The sequence below is a fragment of the Rothia sp. HMSC066G02 genome, assembly GCF_001813145.1.
GTDB lineage: Bacteria > Actinomycetota > Actinomycetes > Actinomycetales > Micrococcaceae > Rothia.
In genome coordinates this window covers 128,561-145,812 of sequence record NZ_KV811583.1, presented here as the reverse complement: position 1 = coordinate 145,812, position 17,252 = coordinate 128,561, and the positions used below count along the sequence as shown (strand labels likewise).

Below are 17,252 nucleotides of genomic sequence, written 5' to 3'. Positions count from 1 at the left end.
TGAGGCACAGGGTGGTCACAGGGGCCTCTTCGCCGTGGGCATCACTAGGTACTAACAAAAACACTCCGTAAGCTACCGGAGAAGGTAACCGACACTCCAAACATAATGCGAGCATAGTAAAGCCCCGAGACCGCCCCCGCCGTAATGTCGGGGAAGGTTCGGGGCTGTTAAATGCCGCGAGGCGGCGCATCCGATGGATGCACCGCCCGCGTAAGAATCGAGAAGAAGTCGATTACTTGAGGGTGATGGTTGCGCCAGCAGCCTCGAGCTGCTCCTTAGCCTTCTCAGCGTCTTCCTTGGAAACGCCCTCGAGCAGAGCCTTGGGAGCGCTGTCAACCAGGTCCTTTGCTTCCTTCAGGCCGAGGGAGGTCAGGGCACGAACTTCCTTGATCACTGCGATCTTCTTGTCGCCAGCGGACTCCAGGACAACGTCGAACTCGGACTTCTCTTCAGCAGCCTCGCCTGCTGCGCCGCCTGCTACAACTGCAACGGGAGCAGCTGCGGTGACGTCGAACTCTTCCTCGAATGCCTTGACGAACTCGGAAACCTCAACGAGGGACAGTTCCTTGAATGCTGCAATGAGTTCTTCGATGGACAGCTTAGCCATTGTTTGGCTCCTTCACTATCTGGTGCGGGCTGACGCCCGCGGTGTAAATCTTCAGTACCTACCCGAGAGGGTCGGTCAAATTTAGGGTGCGTTACACGCTATTCGCGTTCACGCTGCTGAGTATCTCAGCGCTGGTGCAGTAGCACGAAAGGGGCTTATGCCTCTTCCGAAGCCTCCTCGGCAGCAGCGGGAGCTGCGCCTTCCTGCTCCTCCAGCTTGACGCGCAGTGCGTCCACAACCTGTGCGATGCGTGCGATGGTAGCCTTTGCACCACCTGCAACCTTGGACAGCAGAACCTCGCGGGATTCCAGGTCAGCGTAGCGCTTGACGTCGTCCTCGGTCAGAGCGGCACCTTCGTAGTAACCGTTCTTCACAATCAGCTGGGGGTTAGCCTTGGCAAAGTCACGCAGGCCCTTAGCAGCATCGATCAGGTCGCCCTTGATGAATGCCAGTGCGGAGGGACCCTGGAGGTGGCCTTCGAATGCGTCGATGCCAGCTTCCTTAGCTGCGATAGCAGCCAGCGTGTTCTTCACCACGGCGTATTCGGTCTCTGCACCGAGTGCGCGGCGCAGCTCCTTGAGCTGTGCAACAGTGAGACCGCGGTATTCGGTCAGGATGACTGCGTTCGAAGCTTCGAAGAGTTCCTTCAGCTCGGATACTGCAGCGATCTTTTCCTGAGTCGCCATGGTAGTTCCTTCTTCCGATTCTTGTAAGGTCGCCGGTAGAGCCTCGAAGCATTTATTGCAAGCAATAAAAAATGCCCCGACGCGTAGGCGTACGAGGCACGATAGGCGGCACCTAAATCAGGGCAACGACTATTCACTTCGAGTTACCTACGCGGGCGGCGATTTCTAGTGAAATCTGCTCTTATCAGAACTCTGTTCTTCGTCTCCACCGAGGTGGCGATAAAGGACATAGTTCTAGACCGGCGGTCTTTGGTTCATTCATCATCTCAGGTTAAAGCCCGAGTCGCAAGTTAAAAACGCGATTAAGCGGGGTTAATCACTTAAAGCCCCTCTTTAAGTCGATTAACCCGCGCTTTCTCCCACCTAAAAGGCCCGGCTGAAAAACCCAGAAACCGTGTTCTAGAGGTAAAAGCGCTTTCCGTCCGAGAACAAGAAGCAGCGCTCAGCAGCCACCCCCAGGTGCACCTGCTCCCCTACGCTGAGCGAGGCGCCAATCAGGGAGGTGCCCTGCGCATCCGAGATAAAGAACTCAAGCTCCTGACCGGCACGCACTCGGGCACTCAACTCAGAATCCGCCGAAGCCCGTCGAGATTCCAGAGGTAGGGACACCGCCTCTAACAGACGCGCACGGTACAGCATGCCACCCACCAGATGGCGGCTGCCAAGCACCTGCACCGGCAGAGCATGAGCAGCGTCTGCTGCCACAGGGCACAGCGCGGTCGCACGAATCGCCAGCTCGCACCCAGCAGGAAGAGCCTCAGAATCCTCAAGAGCCAATAGGTTCAGCGCGGGCGCCGCCATAAGCTTCGCCACCTGCAGAGTATGCGGATGCGCCAGCAGACGCTCCGGAGTATCCACCTGCACCAGGTAACCGGCATCCATCACCGCCACCCGCTGACCCAGCATGAGCGCCTCATTCTGATCATGGGTCACGTACAGGCCCGTAAAACCGTAGCGCTCGTGCAGACGCACAATGTCCGCACGGATACTCGCGCTCATCTGCTCATCCACACTCGCCAGCGGCTCATCAAAAAGAACCACCGGGGCACGACGAATCAAAGCACGCGCAATACCCACACGCTGAGCCTGACCACCCGACAGCTGCGAAGGCTTACGGGACTCCAAACCCTCAAGCTTCAACGCCTCCAGCAGCTCACGGTAGTAGTCCATATCAACCCGACCGGCGAACGCACCCAGCCGGGTCGGAAACAGAATATTGTCCTTCACGCTCAGGTGCGGGTACAGAATAGGGCGCTGAAAAACCACACCCACCGAGCCGCGTTCCAGAGGCTGACCGGCGTAGGTCACCCGACCGGCGCTCGGTTCCTCCAGACCGGCAATAATACGCAGCAGGGTCGACTTGCCCGTACCCGAAGAACCAACCAGAGAAATCAACTCGCCGGGGTGCACATCCAGGTCAATCTCATTCAGAACCGTCGTATCGGTGCCAAAGGTCTTGGCGACACCTCGAATACGCAGGCCTTCAAAAGGCTCCGCCGCGGCAGAAGAATAGGATGCAGAAGTCATTCCCCCATTATCGCGGAAACTTGTGCCCGGCACGGGTGCAGAAGATAAGCACCGTCATAAAACAGCATGCGAGCCTCGCACCAGAGTCTCATATGAGCACCCTAGCTCGGTCGTACCAGCAAACGCCCCTTCAACGCCAGATGCAGCGTGCCCACCCACAGGAAGATGAGGAAAGCCGTACCCGCCACCGTTAGCGCAGGACCCACCAACCCCAGCGAACCAGCAGCCGTCAAGCGAATACCGCTCGCCGCCATGGAAGCCATACCGAACGAGAAACCCCACATGCTCATCGAGAAACCACCCTCAAGAGTCCACGGGAGCAAACGCATCAAGAAGAACAGCTGCAGAATGCCATAACCGGTCAGCACCAGGAAGAACCAGTCCACCGTGCCGCCATTAGCCGCCAGGTACGCGTTACCACCCACAAAAGGCGGCGCCATCTGAATACCAATAATGCCGCGCTCCCCCTGAGGTAGCGGAGTCAAGGTGCGCAGGCGGCTCAGAATCGCGGCCTCGACACTGAACCACGAAATCAGGCCCGCACCGAAGAAGAGCATCGCCATATCGTGCCACCCCACAAAGCCCATCGCCGTAGCGGTCGCAAAATTCGTCGCCACAGTCGGCAGATACAGCACCGGCGAGGCAGCCTCAGGCACATACCCACCACGCCACGTACCGGCAATACGATGAGACGCGAAATACAACTGACCCACAGCTCCCAGCACCACCAGAGTCAGAGCCGGAACCTCAGCATACGGGTAGAGAGCCGCACCCACCTGCGCCGTCGTCGCCGGAATTAGCGAAAAGAAGCAGGTACGCGCCGGATGCTCCCAAAAACTACGCACCCACGCACGGTACTTAACCACCGAATGAACCAAAAACCCCACAAGGAGCAGCCACACCACAGCGTTAAAAGCCAGGATGCTCTCCCCCACCCAATCAGGTACCATTCCCTTCGACGCAGCGGTACGCCAGGCAGCACCCAAAGCACCGGTGCCCAGCGCCACCGCAAAATAATTGACCGGCACGCTGAGACCGCGGCGGGCGCTCTGCTCGCTCTGAAGGGAAGAAGGCATTAGGTTTTACCTCTCATAGTTGTAGGGCAGGATGGGGACACGCAGCCCCAATATGTGTTTTGACGGTGCCGGGGCATGGGCAACGCCAAGGGAACCAGGAACCAGAAAATCATTCTATGTTTTAAGCCTATATAAGCTGGAAACCCGTGACGTACTTTAACCGATTCCGGTCACGCAATGTCTTGAATCTTCACGCTGTGTTTTGAATCTTCACACAGACAAAATCATGCACAAAAAGTCGCCCCCGACGCCTAAACGTCGGGGGCGACTACTAGCTAAATGCTAGAAGCTACAGGTGCATACCTTAGGCAGCAACGGCAGCCGGATCAACGGGGATGCCGGGGCCGAAGGTGGTAGCAACGGTTGCCTTGGAGATGTAACGACCCTTAGCCGAAGAGGGCTTCAGACGGTTAACCTCTTCCAGAGCTGCCTGGAAGTTCTCCTCGAGCTGCTCAGCGGTGAAGGAAGCCTTACCGATGATGAAGTGCAGGTTGGAGTTACGGTCAACGCGGAAGTCAATCTTACCGCCCTTGATGTCTGCAACAGCCTTTGCAACATCCATGGTCACGGTACCGGTCTTGGGGTTCGGCATCAGGTTACGGGGACCCAGAATCTTACCCAGGCGGCCGACTTTGCCCATCATGTCGGGGGTTGCAACCGCTGCGTCGAAGTCAGTCCAGCCGCCAGCGATCTTTGCGATCAGCTCGTCGGAACCAACGTAGTCAGCGCCAGCTGCCTCAGCCTCAGCAGCCTTGGGGCCTGCTGCGATAACGACCACGCGAGCGGTCTTACCGGTGCCGTGGGGCAGGTTCACGGTACCGCGAACCATCTGGTCTGCCTTACGGGGGTCAACGGACAGACGCATTGCAACCTCAACGGTTGCGTCGGTCTTGGTGGAAGAGGTTTCCTTCGCCAGGGCAACTGCCTCAGCGGGGGTGTAGAGCTTACCCTCTTCAATCTTGGCTACAGCTGCCTTGTACGCCTTGCTGCGCTTTGCCATCTGCTTTTCTCCTTATGCAGTTGTGGTCTCGTGAGCCGCGCTCGGCTCTGCCACATCCCGTCCATACGACGGGCATTTACAAGTTCTGTGTAGAAAAATCTACGGTGCCGATTACTCGGCTATTCGGCGAACCGAAATTACTCGACGGTGATACCCATGGAACGAGCGGTACCTGCGATGATCTTGGAAGCAGCATCCAGGTCGTTTGCGTTCAGGTCGGGCATCTTGGTCTCAGCGATCTCGCGCACCTGAGCCTCGGTCAGCGAACCAACCTTGGTGGTGTGAGGAACAGCGGAGCCCTTAGCAACGCCAGCAGCCTTCTTGATCAGCTGGGAAGCCGGAGGGGTCTTGGTGATGAAGGTGAAGGAGCGATCCTCGTAGACGGTAATCTCAACGGGGATGATGTTACCGCGCTGCGACTCGGTTGCAGCGTTGTATGCCTTGCAGAACTCCATGATGTTCACACCGTGCGAACCCAGTGCGGGGCCGACGGGGGGAGCCGGGTTAGCGGCGCCTGCCTGGATCTGCAGCTTAATGAGGCCAGTGACCTTCTTCTTGGGAGCCAATGTAGGGTCCTTTTCTTAGCTGGGAACCGACGCACAGGAGCGTACGCCGGCAAGACGGTGACCGTGGCGCGGTCACCCGTGCATCCGCATGAAAGCGTGACATGCGCATACACAAACCAACATTCTAGCGTTAATCAGCGACTTAATCCAGCGCCAGCTAGCAGAAAGATTAAACCTCGTCTGCACAACTAATGCCGCTTACAAAGCCGACACAAAATATGAGCCCCGCACCGAAGTGCGAGGCTCATATTCACACGCTAGAAGCGTTAAATCTTTTCGATCTCGGTGAAGCTCAAGGTCACCGGGGTGTCGCGACCGAAGACGGAAATCATCACGACAATCTGCTGGGACTCGCCCTTGATCTCCGAAACGGTAGCATCCATGCCCTCGAAAGCACCGGACTTCACACGGACGTTCTCGCCCACAGTATAGTCGGACTCGATAACGGGCTTGGAAACGGGCAGGCCCTGGCTCTGCTGCTGCTCTTCGAAGACCGGCAGGAGCATGTCGAAAACCTCGTCCATGCGCAGCGGGACCGGGTTGTACGCATCCTGACCCACGAAGCCAGTCACACCGGGGGTGTGGCGGACAACGCCCCACGAGTGGTCGGTCAGTTCCATACGCACCAGAACGTAACCGGGAACGCGCACGCGGCGGATGGTCTTCTTCACGGTGTTCTTGAACTCAACCACGGTCTCCATGGGAACCTGAACCTCGAAGATCTCATCTTCAGCTTCCAGGTTCTGGATACGGGTCTCGATACCGGTCTTCACCTTGTTCTCGTAACCGGAGTAGGTGTGCACCACGTACCAGTCGCCCGCCTGACGGCGCAGCTTGGACTTGAATTCTTCCAGAGCGTCGACTTCCTCAGCCGCCTCAGCAGCTGCTTCAGCCACCTCGACAGCCTCGGTAGCTTCCTCAGCCTGCTGCTCAATAGCTGCAGACTCCTCAGTAGCCTCAGCAGCGGCTACCTCGACCTCTTCAATCTCGGATACCAGTTCCTGCTCGGACACGTCGCTCCTACTTTCTATCGTTAATCATCTAGAGGGGACTCCCACTCACCAATGTGCTGAGGGAAATCACTGATGGGGCACCCCAGATAAGGATGCAGCCTGTACTAGTTACGCTGAATCGTTCCGTTACCGAAAATCCAGAATGCTCCCTGGCCGAAAAGATAATCCAGACCAGAAATAAGCAGGAGCATCACCACGACAAAGAACAGAACTCCGAAGAAGTAACCAACCAGTTCGCGTCCGGTGGGAGTAGTAACCTTCTTCAACTCCGCAATAACTTCACGGAGGAATGCAAAAATACGGCCGAAGAAACCGAGCTTCTTATCGCTCTTCGACGATGCGCCGGGCTTAACAGCCTTCTCGGCGGTAGCAGACGATGCCATTTCTTCTGCCCCTTTCTGAGTCTAAAAAAGTACGCCCGGGGAACGGGCGTACGAAGATGTTATTGAGGCAATAAAAGCAGGGCGGACAGGACTCGAACCTGCAACCTGCGGTTTTGGAGACCGCTGCTCTACCAATTGAGCCACCACCCTTTGAAGCGTTAACTTCAGGTGTGAGAGTTGCTTCTCACTTGTCTACTCCTCCATTGCCTCCTAAGCCGTGGGCTTTAGAGGGGCAAACAATTACACCCTTGCGGGTGCAGAACTAACTGTAAACCATCTTTCGGGGCCGATGCAACTTCAGAATGTAATATTTTTCGAAAAACCTCTTGAGATACCTTGACGAAGGGTTCCGCATCACTACTAGTGGACCGTATCCTAATAAGAGGAATGCCGCACACACCCGCGCCCATCACGCGCGGATTGGTCCCACACGTGCATTCCCATCACCTATTTCCTTGTCGACTTCACGCCGGCAGCGCACAAGAAGAAAGAGAAGAGAGCCCCATGGCGCGTATTTCAAGCCGCATCGGTGCCATCGCACCCTCCGCAACCCTTGCCGTCGACGCAAAGGCAAAAGCACTCAAGGCTCAGGGACGCCCCGTCATCGGTTTCGGCGCAGGCGAACCGGACTTCCCCACCCCCGCGCACATTGTGGACGCCGCACGCGAAGCGCTCAACGACCCCAAGAACTTCCGCTACTCCCCCGCCTCCGGTCTTCCCGAGCTGAAGAAGGCAATCGCGGAAAAGACCCTGCGCGACTCCGGCGTAGAGATTGACCCCTCCCAGGTTGTCATCACCAACGGCGGCAAGCAGGCGGTCTACCAGGCATTCGCAACCGTCATTGACGAAGGCGACGACGTCCTGCTGCCCGCACCCTACTGGACCACCTACCCCGAGTGCATTCGCCTGGCTGGCGGTAACCCTATCGAGGTTTTCGCCGGTAGCGACCAGCACTACAAGGTCACCGTCGAGCAGCTCGAAGCGGCCTACACCCCCGCCACCAAGGCGCTCATCTTCGTCTCCCCCTCCAACCCGACCGGTGCCGTCTACACCGAAGAAGAAACCCGCGCCATCGGCGAATGGGCACTTGCCAAGGGCATCTTCGTTCTGACCGACGAAATCTACGAGCACCTCACCTATGACGGTGTTCAGGCAGTCTCTATCCTGAAGGCAGTACCCGAGCTCGCTGACCTGTGCGTCATCCTCAACGGCGTGGCAAAGACCTACGCCATGACCGGCTGGCGCGTGGGCTGGATGATTGGCCCGCGCGACGTCATCGCCGCAGCCTCCAACCTGCAGTCCCACATGACCTCCAACGTCAACAACATCGCCCAGCGCGCAGCCCTCGCCGCGCTGACCGGCCCGCAGGACGACGTGGAAATCATGCACGCAGCCTTCGACCGCCGCCGCCGCACCATCGTAGATGGCCTGAACGCTATTGAAGGCGTGCACTGCCCCGTACCCACCGGCGCGTTCTACGCCTACCCGGACGTACGCGAACTGCTCGGCAAGGAAATTGAAGGCGTACGCCCGCAGACCACCGCAGAGCTGGCTGAGCTCATCCTCGAAAAGGCTGAGGTCGCCGTAGTTCCCGGCGAGGCATTCGGTCCCAGCGGCTACCTGCGCCTCTCCTACGCCCTGAGCGACGAGGACCTGGCGGAGGGCCTGGCACGCCTGCAGAAGTTCCTCGGTCAGGCACGCGACTAGTTCCGCCCCCTCTGAGCGCGCCTGCTGAACCTGCAACTCACCCCGTGGGAAGCGGTTCAGACGTGGGATAAACCGGTGCGAAACGATCAATCACAGGACTATTGACCGTTTTTTGTCCTAAAAACGGAGAATCCCACAAATATTTAAAAATATTTTTAAAACGAATGAGGCTTCCCGCATCTTTACAGATGTGAGGAAGCCTCATTCGCCTCTTCGGTGCCATAGGTGGGAAAGGGCGGCTATTTGTGTTTCAAACCCAAACATACAGGTTTCAAAAACCTGAACTTTTCAGCACCAAAACCGGCGTTCCCACGGCTTTCCACCACTACCCACACAACCCAAACATCGCTAAAATAGAGACCAAGAGAACGACCTCCCGACCGGCGAACATTCGCGTGCCGAATTCGTGGAGGTCATAGTTATATACACGCGCGCGCACAACACCTAAAACGCGCAGACATTAGGAGCCAACTATGAAGATCGGTCTGCTTACTTCCGGCGGCGACTGCCCCGGCCTGAACGCTGTCATCCGCGGCGCCGTGCTCAACGGTGTCAAGAAGTACGGCTACGAATTCGTCGGCTTCCGCGATGGCTGGCGAGGCGTCGTTGAAGGCGACTACATGGACCTGCCCCGCCAGAAGGTCCGCGGCCTGGCATCCCAGGGCGGCACCATCATCGGTACCTCCCGCACCAACCCCTTCGACGGCCCCAACGGTGGCCCCGAAAACATCGAAATCATGATGGAACGCCACGGCATCGACGCAATCGTCGCTATCGGTGGTGAAGGCACCCTCGCAGGCGCAAAGCGTCTGGCAGACGCAGGCCTGCCCGTCATCGGTGTGCCCAAGACCATCGACAACGACCTGCGCGCAACCGACTACACCTTCGGTTTCGACACCGCAGTCTCCATTGCAACCGAGGCAATGGACCGTATCCGCACCACCGGTGAATCGCACCACCGCTGCATGGTCGCAGAGGTCATGGGCCGCCACGTCGGCTGGATCGCACTGCACTCCGGTATGGCTGCAGGCGCACACGCAATCCTGATCCCCGAGGTCAAGGTCTCCATGGAGCAGGTTGCTGAATGGGTCAAGGAAGTACACGACCGCGGCCGCTCTCCCCTTGTTGTTGTGGCTGAAGGCTTCATCCCCGAAGGCTTCGACGACGTCATGGCAAACAAGGGTACCGAGAAGGACGGTCGTCCCCGCCTCGGTGGTATCGGTGAGTACATCACCCACGAAATCGAGAAGATGACCGGCGTCGAAACCCGTAACACCATCCTGGGCCACATCCAGCGCGGTGGCGCACCCACCGGCTACGACCGCGTGCTCGCAACCCGCCTGGGCATGGGCGCAGTCGACATGGTCGCTCAGAAGCAGTGGGGCAAGATGGTCTCCGTTCAGGGCACCGAGATCAAGTACGTACCCCTCGAAGAGGCACTGGACGGTCTGAAGTCCGTACCTCAGGAACGTTGGGAAGAAGCAGCCGTCCTCTTCGGCCGCTAAACCCCGCAAGCTCAGCAAGCTCAGCAAGCTCGCTGAGCACTCATACTAAAACCGCGGAGGCGGGCACTCGCAACGAGTGTCCGCCTCCGCGGTTTTATATTGGTCGTCAGATGCTATTGCGTAGCCAGATGCTCTAGCGCTTCAAGAAATCCTGACCCGCCAAAGAACGACGCGCCACCTCACCGGACTCCGGCGAAACCACCGTCGTCTGAGCCACCGCGTACTCGGTCGCCGGCGCCGGCGAACCATCGGGCAGGAAGTCTCCGCCATCAACCGCACGCAAAGGCGCCTGCGGATCAACGCCGCGCTTAATCACAGCCAACGCAATCGGGCCCGCCTCGTGATGCAACGCCACCGAGGTAATACGACCGACCGGGCGGGACTTACCCTCCACAAACAGCTCGCTACCTGCCGCCGGCAGGGTGTGCTCCGAACCGTCAATATCCAAGAACACCAGGCGGCGCGGCGGGCGACCCAGGTTATGCACGCGAGCCACCGTCTCCTGCCCCTTGTAGCAGCCCTTATCAAAATGCACCGCCGTACGGGTGTAATCCAGCTCCTGCGGGATGGTCTTATCGTCAGCCTCGGTGCCATAGCGGGGGCGCCACGCCTCAATACGCAGAGCCTCCGCAGCCCACAGACCCGCAAAACGCGCGTCCGAAGATTCAGCCAGGGCGGGCAGAACAGAGCGCGGCACGATGCTCAAGAAACGCACATAGTCCGCGCCGGGGTGGGCGTCACCCGCCTCATCGTAGCGGTAGCTACCCGGTGCCGGAGTGTGCCAAGGGTCCTCCCACACCAGCGGCTTGCACTCAGCGAGCGCCGGATGCACCGAGCCGTCCTGCTGGATCGGGTTGCGGGCGCTCTCCAGTACCGCATACTCGTCGCTGAGGTTCTGCACCTCAACGCGCATCATGAACTTCATGCGGTTTAGGTAATCGGTCAGCGGCTGAGCCTGGTAGCCCTCAACGATCAGCCAGAGTGCCTCGCCGTCTTCAATTGCGGCGGGTGCGTACTCCACACGGCCCTGAGGGGAAAGCAGCAGGAACTCGCGGCTCTCCCCGGCGGTCATGCCGGTCAGAATCTGCGAGGCGATGGAGGTCAGCCAGGTCTGGCGGTCCGGCCCCTCAACACGCACCACGCCCAGGGAGGAGCGGTCCACTAGCACCAGCGGTTCATCCGCGCTGGCGGAGCGGTCGAAGCTGAGGGCGCGCTGCTCCAGCATGGGGTTGCCGTAGTGTGCGGCGACGCCGGCATCCAGCCCGGAGGCGGCAAAAGCGCCGTGCAGGCTCAGCAGGGGGCTCACCGGGCGGGCGGCATCGGGCTGGGGTACCTCAGCCTGAGGCGCTTCAAGCGAAGATTCAGTCACGGAAGGTGCACCTTTCACGCAAAGAGTCTGCCCCGCCGACCGGCGGGGCAGACACAAGTTAGTTATTAGGCGGTGGGCTCGGAGTCGGGCTCGCCGGTGGGCTCTTCGCCGTCCAGGGAACCGAACATCGAGGTTCCCAGGGAATCGCCGGTCATCGAGGAGGTCTTGCGCAGTTCAGCGGAGGCGTGCTTGTGCAGCTTACCCTCAGCGTCTGCGACCTCCCAGTCCCACATGAGGTTGCCGTTGACCAGGCCCCACAGACGCACGGAGCCTGCGTAGTCGTGGGAAATATCATCGCGCAGTAGGTTGCCGGTCTGCATGCGAATAACCGGGCCCTTGACCATGCCCACGTAGTTTTCGCTAATGCCGCCGGGGTGCGCAATGGTCGCCAGCAGGGAGAATCCGTCGTCGGCATTGCGGAGAGTCTCTACACTTGCCGCGTCAGCGAAGGCGGGAACAACGTCTTTGGGGACAATGCCGAAGCCGCCGTCAGCGTCGGTCAGGGGGCGGTCAATCTGCCAGAAACCGGTTTCAACGGTGATGGGGCGCAGCTTCTGACCCTCGTCATCGAGCAGGAAAGACTCAGCGCGGTATTCGATGAAGGGCAGACCATCCTGCTCAAAAGTAATAATCTGGCCGAAGGGGGTGTTTTCCTGGCCTTCGTACCACATGGTTCCGGTACCTTCCCAGGTGCCGAGCAGCCATGCGAAGGGAACAAGTTCAGGGGTTAGGTTGGTAGGGATTTCAATAGCCATACCTCCCATTTTAGTACCCGAGCGTAAAAACGGCACCCTATTCGTTCGCTCACGGCACGGGGTAGCACCGCCTCCTGCAGAGTAAATGGTACGGCGGGCAGCATAAAGAAAACCCCCAACCGGAGGGGACCGGGTGGGGGTTCACGCCGTCATTGGCGAGGCGGTACGAACCGTACGACCGCCTAAAGCCCTGTGTGGGCGATGCTTCTGCTCTGTGCGGGGAAGACTACTTCTGACCGCTGAAGAGGCCACGCAACACTGCGAATGCACCGATACCGATGCACACGGAGATAATAGCCATCAGCGACATGAAGAGAGCTTCAAGAGCCATAAGATTGTTTTCCATGCCTTAAACCTACCACAGACCCACCCCGAAAGGGCGCAGAATCGGTGCTAAAAACATCCTGGACAGAGCTATCGGCAGCGACCTGCGCAGACGGGCAAGTAAACAGTCCGGTATACGATATCTGCATCTGCTCTTTACCGCCTCCACAGCTGCACCATAGGCGGGCGAGTACACTAGAAAGAGCCTAATATTTTACCGGGAAAGGAGAGGGTGTGTACCGTATTGCGCTTCTGAGCGATACCGCCGCGCAGGATATGATTCCCTCGCTGAGTCTACTCAGCCACAAGGTACACGTTTTCCCCCTCGACACCGCCCATACAGCTCTCGAAACCGAGACATTCGACCTGCTCATGGTCGATGCCCGCACCGCCCTCGTTAAAGCACGCCACTGCGCCCAGCTACTGCGCGCCGCAGGTGTGCAGTTGCCGCTCATCGCGCTCCTGAATGAAGGCGGCATGGCGGCTGTTGCCGCCTCCTGGCAGGTGGACGATATTGTCTCTGACCAGGCCTCCCCTTCCGAGCTGGATGCGCGCCTGCGCCTCGCCATCAAGAGCGACGCAGCCGCAGAAGAAGAGAACTCCGAAGAGCGCATCGTGCGCGCAGGCAACCTCGTGATTGACACGCAAGCATATTCGGCGCATCTTTCCGGTACCGCGCTGAACCTGACCTTCAAAGAGTTTGAGTTGCTCAAATTCATGGCTCAGCACCCCGGACGGGTCTTCTCCCGCGCCCAGTTGCTCTCCGAAGTGTGGGGTTACGATTCCTACTACGGCGGCACCCGAACCGTGGACGTGCACGTGCGCCGTCTGCGTTCCAAGCTCGGTACCGAGTACGAGCAGATGATTTCGACCGTGCGTAACGTGGGCTATTCCTTCAACAGCACCCGCTAAATTTTGGGGCTCCAACCCCTGTTTTGGTGTACCCGCTCTGCGAGTTGCCCCGGTGCTGCGCCAAGTACCAGAATGCGTAAATGTTCCGGTTCTTGTCATATTCGCCCAGGACGGAGAACAAACTCTCCAAAGAGCAACTATCCCCGGTAGAGTTGAATCAGAAGGCTACGAAAGAAGGCGATGATGGTACACAGTCAGACACCCGAAACCTCCACCCTGCCCGCAGCAAGCACCCCGGTCTACGCAGAACCGCAGCTCACCGAAGAGCTGCTGGAACGCTTCGATTCCTTCGCACAGAAGGTTGCCCGCCACGACGGCGTCTCGGCATTCTCTGAGCAGACCCGCATTGAACTGAGTAAGGCACTCCACGAAAGCACCCTGATCCCTCCGCGTTTCTTTGTCGCCGAGGATAACGGCACCCTCGCCGCCGTCTTCGTGGCGCTCACCCCGGCAAACGATGAAGATACCGGCGTGATTGAGGCAGCCGTCGCCCCCGAATACCGCGGACGAGGCGCAGGTAGCGCATTCTTCGACCACGCCGTCCGCCAGCTGGGCGATGACGCAACCCGCTACCGCCTCTGGGTTCACGGTAGCGCCACCGACACCGGCATCGAAAGCCCCGCCCACGCGTTCGCGACCCTGCACGGTTTCGAGCCGGTGCGTGTGCTGTACAAGATGGTTCTGCCCCTGGACGCGCAGACCCGCGAAGAGCTCGTGGAACGCTCCGATGCGCGCACTCTGCCGGAGAACCTGCGGATGCGCACCTTCACCGGCGCGGACGAGTTCCCTTGGCTACGCGTGAACGCCGCCGCTTTTGCGCACCACCCGGAGCAGGGCAAGCTCACCCTTGCCGATTTGCGCGAGCGCACCGGCTCCCCCTGGTTCCGCCCCGAGGGTTTCTTCATCGCCTCCGAGGTGGATGACGACTCCGCCATCGCGGCATTCACCTGGACGAAGATTCCAACCGGTCAGGAGCAGGGCGAGCTGTCCCCCTCCGGTGAGATTTACGTGGTGGGCGTGAACCCTCAGGCGCAGGGAGGCGGCCTGGGCCGAACCCTCACCCTGCGCGCGCTGGCATACCTGGCATGCGATGAGGACGAGAACGGCGAGCCGCTGCGCGCCATCGACCTGTACGTGGATGCCGATAGCACCACCGCATATTCCCTCTACACTTCGTTGGGTTTCGGCGTGGCGACGGTTGACCGCATGTACGCCCCCGCCCAGCAGGATGAGCCTGCCGCCTAGCTTTTGGTGCGCCGTCTCTGGCGTGCTTCTTCACGACTTATCCCCGATCAGAAAGGCAAGTACAGTATGGTACCCGCCCCCAATGGCCTGAATAAGGCGCCTAAGCCTAAGCCGTCTGAGCCGGCACCCATGACCGGTGTCATTCATATCGGCCACGATATTTCGAAGATTGAGCGTGCCGAGTCTCGCGGCGACCGCATTGAGAAGGGCGAGAAGCGCTCCTACTTCAGTCTGGAAGAGGAGTTCGGCCCGGAGCGTTTCTTCGACCGTGAGAGCAGCTGGCTGGACTTCAACACCCGCGTGCTGGAGCTGGCGGAGGATCCGAACCTGTTCCTGCTGGAGCGTCTGAACTTCCTGTCGATTGTGGCGTCTAACCTGGATGAGTTCTTCATGGTGCGTGTGGCGGGTCTGAAGCGCCGCATTGCGACCGGTCTGGCGGTGCCTTCGGCAGCAGGTCTGAGCCCCGAAGAGCAGATGGAAGAGATTGCTGAGCGCGCTCACCAGTTGCAGACTCGCCACGCTGATGTGTTCCAAAACCAGGTTCTTCCGGCTCTGGAGGAGCAGAACATCCGCATTGTGGGTTGGAACGACCTGGATGCGGACGCTAAGCAGCGTCTGCGCGAGGAGTTCATGCGCGATATTTTCCCGATTCTGACTCCTCTGGCTGTTGACCCGGCGCACCCCTTCCCGTACATTTCGGGTCTGTCGCTGAACCTTGCGGTGCTGGTGCGTAACCCGCAGACCGGCAAGGAGCTGTTTGCTCGCGTGAAGGTGCCCGATCAGCTGGACCGTATGGTCTCTGTGGACGGTTCCCGTGCTGCCAACACTGCGGGCCGTGAGAGCCGCTACATTGCGCTCGAAGACATCATTGCTGAGCACTTGGACACCCTCTTCCCGGGTATGGAGGTTGTGGAGCATCACGTCTTCCGCGTGACCCGTAATGAGGATCTTGAGGTGGAAGAGGACGATGCAGAGAACCTGCTAAAGGCTCTGGAGAAGGAGCTTCTGCGCCGTCGTTTCGGTCCGCCGGTCCGACTGGAGGTTGAGGACACCATCAACCCGACCATCCTGGATCTGCTGATTTCTGAGCTGAACATCGACGAGTCCGAGGTGTACCGCCTGCCGGCTCCGCTTGATCTGCGCGGCATGAGTGCGATTGTTCGCGCGAACCGCCCGGCTCTGCACTACCCCAAGCACATTGCGCACACTTCCCGCTGGCTCAATGCTACCGAGACTGCGAAGGCTGCAGACGTTTTCGCTGCCGCCCGCGACCACGACGTGTTGCTGCACCACCCGTACGATTCCTTCGCGACCAGTGTGCAGGCGTTCTTGGCGCAGGCTGCCGCCGACCCGCGTGTTCAGGCGATTAAGCAGACCCTGTACCGTACCAGTGGCGATTCCCCCATCGTGGATGCGCTGATTGAGGCGGCTGAGGCTGGCAAGCAGGTTGTGGCGCTGGTGGAGATTAAGGCTCGTTTTGATGAGGAAGCCAACATCTCGTGGGCTCGTAAGCTGGAGCGCGCTGGCGTGCACGTGGTGTACGGCATCGTGGGTTTGAAGACTCACTGCAAGCTGTCGTTGGTGGTGCGCCGCGAGGGTAACCATCTGCGCCGTTACGCGCACATTGGTACCGGTAACTACCACCCGTCGACCGCTCGTTTCTACGAGGATTTGGGTCTGATTACCTGTGACGAGCAGATTTGTGAGGACGTCTCCCGCCTGTTTAACCAGCTGTCTGGTTACGCGCCGAAGACTAACTACCAGTCGCTGCTGGTGGCTCCGCGTACTCTGCGTAGCGGCCTGATTGAGTGCATCGATCAGGAGATTGAGAACCATAAGGCTGGCCGTCCGGCGAAGATTCAGTTCAAGTGCAACTCCATGGTGGATGAGGCCGTCATCGATTCGCTGTACCGCGCTTCGCAGGCTGGTGTGCCGGTGGATGTGGTGGTTCGCGGTATTTGCGCTCTGCGCCCGGGCGTTAAGGGTCTAAGCGAGAATATTCGCGTCCGTTCGGTGCTGGGCCGCTTCTTGGAGCACTCGCGTGTGTTTGCGTTTGAGAACGGTGGCGATCCGATTGTCTACATTGGCTCTGCCGATATGATGCACCGCAACCTGGACCGCCGCATTGAGGCGCTCGTGCCTGTGAAGGATCCGCGCCACGTGAAGTATCTGCGTGACATGTTCACCACGTATATGAGTGATTCTTCGCGTACCTGGCACCTGGATTCTGAGGGCAACTGGACCCGTCACGACACCGACGATCAGGGCAACCCGCTGCAGGACGTGCAGTCGTACTACCTGAGCTCGCGTTCCCGTAAGAACGTGGTCGATAAGGTCTAAGGATGTGCCCGCTGACCTACCGGTGATTTCTGGGGTGAACCCCGTCTGTTCTCGCGCTTTATGGCGTGAGGCAGGCGGGGTTTTCCGCGTGTCGTGCAAAAACGTGCGGTGGACTAGTGCACTTAGCACAAAAGTGAACAACAGGTTACGTTGAGATTACAACTTGACCGCTCTCTCACCTACAATTAGACGCGGAGCATGGTGCCCTCTGGCATTGTGCGCAAGCCTAGCGAAGAG

The 17,252-nt window shown here is 59.1% G+C and carries 15 protein-coding genes and 1 tRNA gene; 5 read left to right on the top strand and 11 right to left on the bottom strand.

Translation table 11 applies throughout. The features are described from left to right. Positions 1-232: 232 nt before the first annotated feature. The 9 genes from rplL to HMPREF2894_RS01630 all read right to left on the bottom strand — a co-directional run bounded on the left by rplL (position 233) and on the right by HMPREF2894_RS01630 (position 7,008). Complete coding sequence (rplL, locus tag HMPREF2894_RS01670) at positions 233-607, bottom strand: 50S ribosomal protein L7/L12 (protein ID WP_005508362.1); 375 nt, start codon at positions 605-607, stop codon at positions 233-235. A gap of 155 nt (positions 608-762) precedes the next feature. Continuing rightward, complete coding sequence (gene rplJ, locus HMPREF2894_RS01665; RefSeq protein WP_005504882.1) at positions 763-1,293, bottom strand: 50S ribosomal protein L10; 531 nt, start codon at positions 1,291-1,293, stop codon at positions 763-765. A 399-nt stretch (positions 1,294-1,692) separates the two neighbouring features. After that, entirely contained in the window at positions 1,693-2,820 is a 1,128-nt protein-coding gene (locus HMPREF2894_RS01660; RefSeq protein WP_070677581.1) for an ABC transporter ATP-binding protein, read from the bottom strand. 101 nt (positions 2,821-2,921) lie between these two features. Further along, positions 2,922-3,896 carry a TDT family transporter gene (locus HMPREF2894_RS01655; RefSeq protein WP_070677578.1) on the bottom strand — a complete coding sequence of 325 codons (975 nt, stop codon included), beginning with the start codon at positions 3,894-3,896 and terminating at the stop codon, positions 2,922-2,924. Between the two features lie 304 nt (positions 3,897-4,200). Next, positions 4,201-4,896, bottom strand: coding sequence for a 50S ribosomal protein L1 (gene rplA / locus HMPREF2894_RS01650; RefSeq protein WP_005504876.1), 696 nt, complete (start codon positions 4,894-4,896; stop codon positions 4,201-4,203). Positions 4,897-5,033: 137 nt separating this feature from the next. Beyond that, complete coding sequence (gene rplK / locus HMPREF2894_RS01645; RefSeq protein WP_005504870.1) at positions 5,034-5,462, bottom strand: 50S ribosomal protein L11; 429 nt, start codon at positions 5,460-5,462, stop codon at positions 5,034-5,036. 266 nt (positions 5,463-5,728) lie between these two features. After that, positions 5,729-6,475, bottom strand: coding sequence for a transcription termination/antitermination protein NusG (gene nusG / locus HMPREF2894_RS01640; protein WP_012903012.1), 747 nt, complete (start codon positions 6,473-6,475; stop codon positions 5,729-5,731). Positions 6,476-6,579: 104 nt separating this feature from the next. Then, entirely contained in the window at positions 6,580-6,858 is a 279-nt protein-coding gene (secE, locus tag HMPREF2894_RS01635) for a preprotein translocase subunit SecE (RefSeq protein WP_049353360.1), read from the bottom strand. Positions 6,859-6,935: 77 nt separating this feature from the next. Then, positions 6,936-7,008: transfer RNA gene (locus tag HMPREF2894_RS01630), tRNA-Trp, on the bottom strand. A 354-nt stretch (positions 7,009-7,362) separates the two neighbouring features. Between HMPREF2894_RS01630 and HMPREF2894_RS01625 the strand changes: the two genes are divergently transcribed. Together HMPREF2894_RS01625 and HMPREF2894_RS01620 are read left to right on the top strand one after the other, a co-directional pair. Then, positions 7,363-8,565, top strand: a complete 1,203-nt coding sequence (locus tag HMPREF2894_RS01625) for a pyridoxal phosphate-dependent aminotransferase (RefSeq protein ID WP_049341095.1) — start codon at positions 7,363-7,365, stop codon at positions 8,563-8,565. A 473-nt stretch (positions 8,566-9,038) separates the two neighbouring features. Further along, positions 9,039-10,070 carry a 6-phosphofructokinase gene (locus HMPREF2894_RS01620; RefSeq protein WP_049347329.1) on the top strand — a complete coding sequence of 344 codons (1,032 nt, stop codon included), beginning with the start codon at positions 9,039-9,041 and terminating at the stop codon, positions 10,068-10,070. A gap of 133 nt (positions 10,071-10,203) precedes the next feature. Here HMPREF2894_RS01620 and HMPREF2894_RS01615 read toward each other — a convergent pair whose 3' ends face one another. Then, positions 10,204-11,439 (bottom strand): CAF17-like 4Fe-4S cluster assembly/insertion protein YgfZ, encoded by a 1,236-nt coding sequence (locus tag HMPREF2894_RS01615; RefSeq protein ID WP_070633768.1) that lies wholly within the window; start codon positions 11,437-11,439, stop codon positions 10,204-10,206. Positions 11,440-11,504: 65 nt separating this feature from the next. Next, positions 11,505-12,194, bottom strand: a complete 690-nt coding sequence (locus HMPREF2894_RS01610; RefSeq protein WP_049356321.1) for a nitrobindin family protein — start codon at positions 12,192-12,194, stop codon at positions 11,505-11,507. A gap of 558 nt (positions 12,195-12,752) precedes the next feature. Here HMPREF2894_RS01610 and HMPREF2894_RS01605 point away from each other — a divergent pair. From HMPREF2894_RS01605 to HMPREF2894_RS01595, 3 genes are all read left to right on the top strand, one after another. Continuing rightward, positions 12,753-13,430: a winged helix-turn-helix transcriptional regulator gene (locus HMPREF2894_RS01605; RefSeq protein ID WP_083309900.1), complete on the top strand. Its 678-nt coding sequence runs from the start codon at positions 12,753-12,755 to the stop codon at positions 13,428-13,430. Positions 13,431-13,610: 180 nt separating this feature from the next. After that, positions 13,611-14,675: a mycothiol synthase gene (mshD, locus tag HMPREF2894_RS01600; RefSeq protein WP_070677577.1), complete on the top strand. Its 1,065-nt coding sequence runs from the start codon at positions 13,611-13,613 to the stop codon at positions 14,673-14,675. A gap of 66 nt (positions 14,676-14,741) precedes the next feature. Continuing rightward, positions 14,742-17,015, top strand: coding sequence for an RNA degradosome polyphosphate kinase (locus tag HMPREF2894_RS01595; protein WP_083309899.1), 2,274 nt, complete (start codon positions 14,742-14,744; stop codon positions 17,013-17,015). Positions 17,016-17,252: the final 237 nt, after the last annotated feature.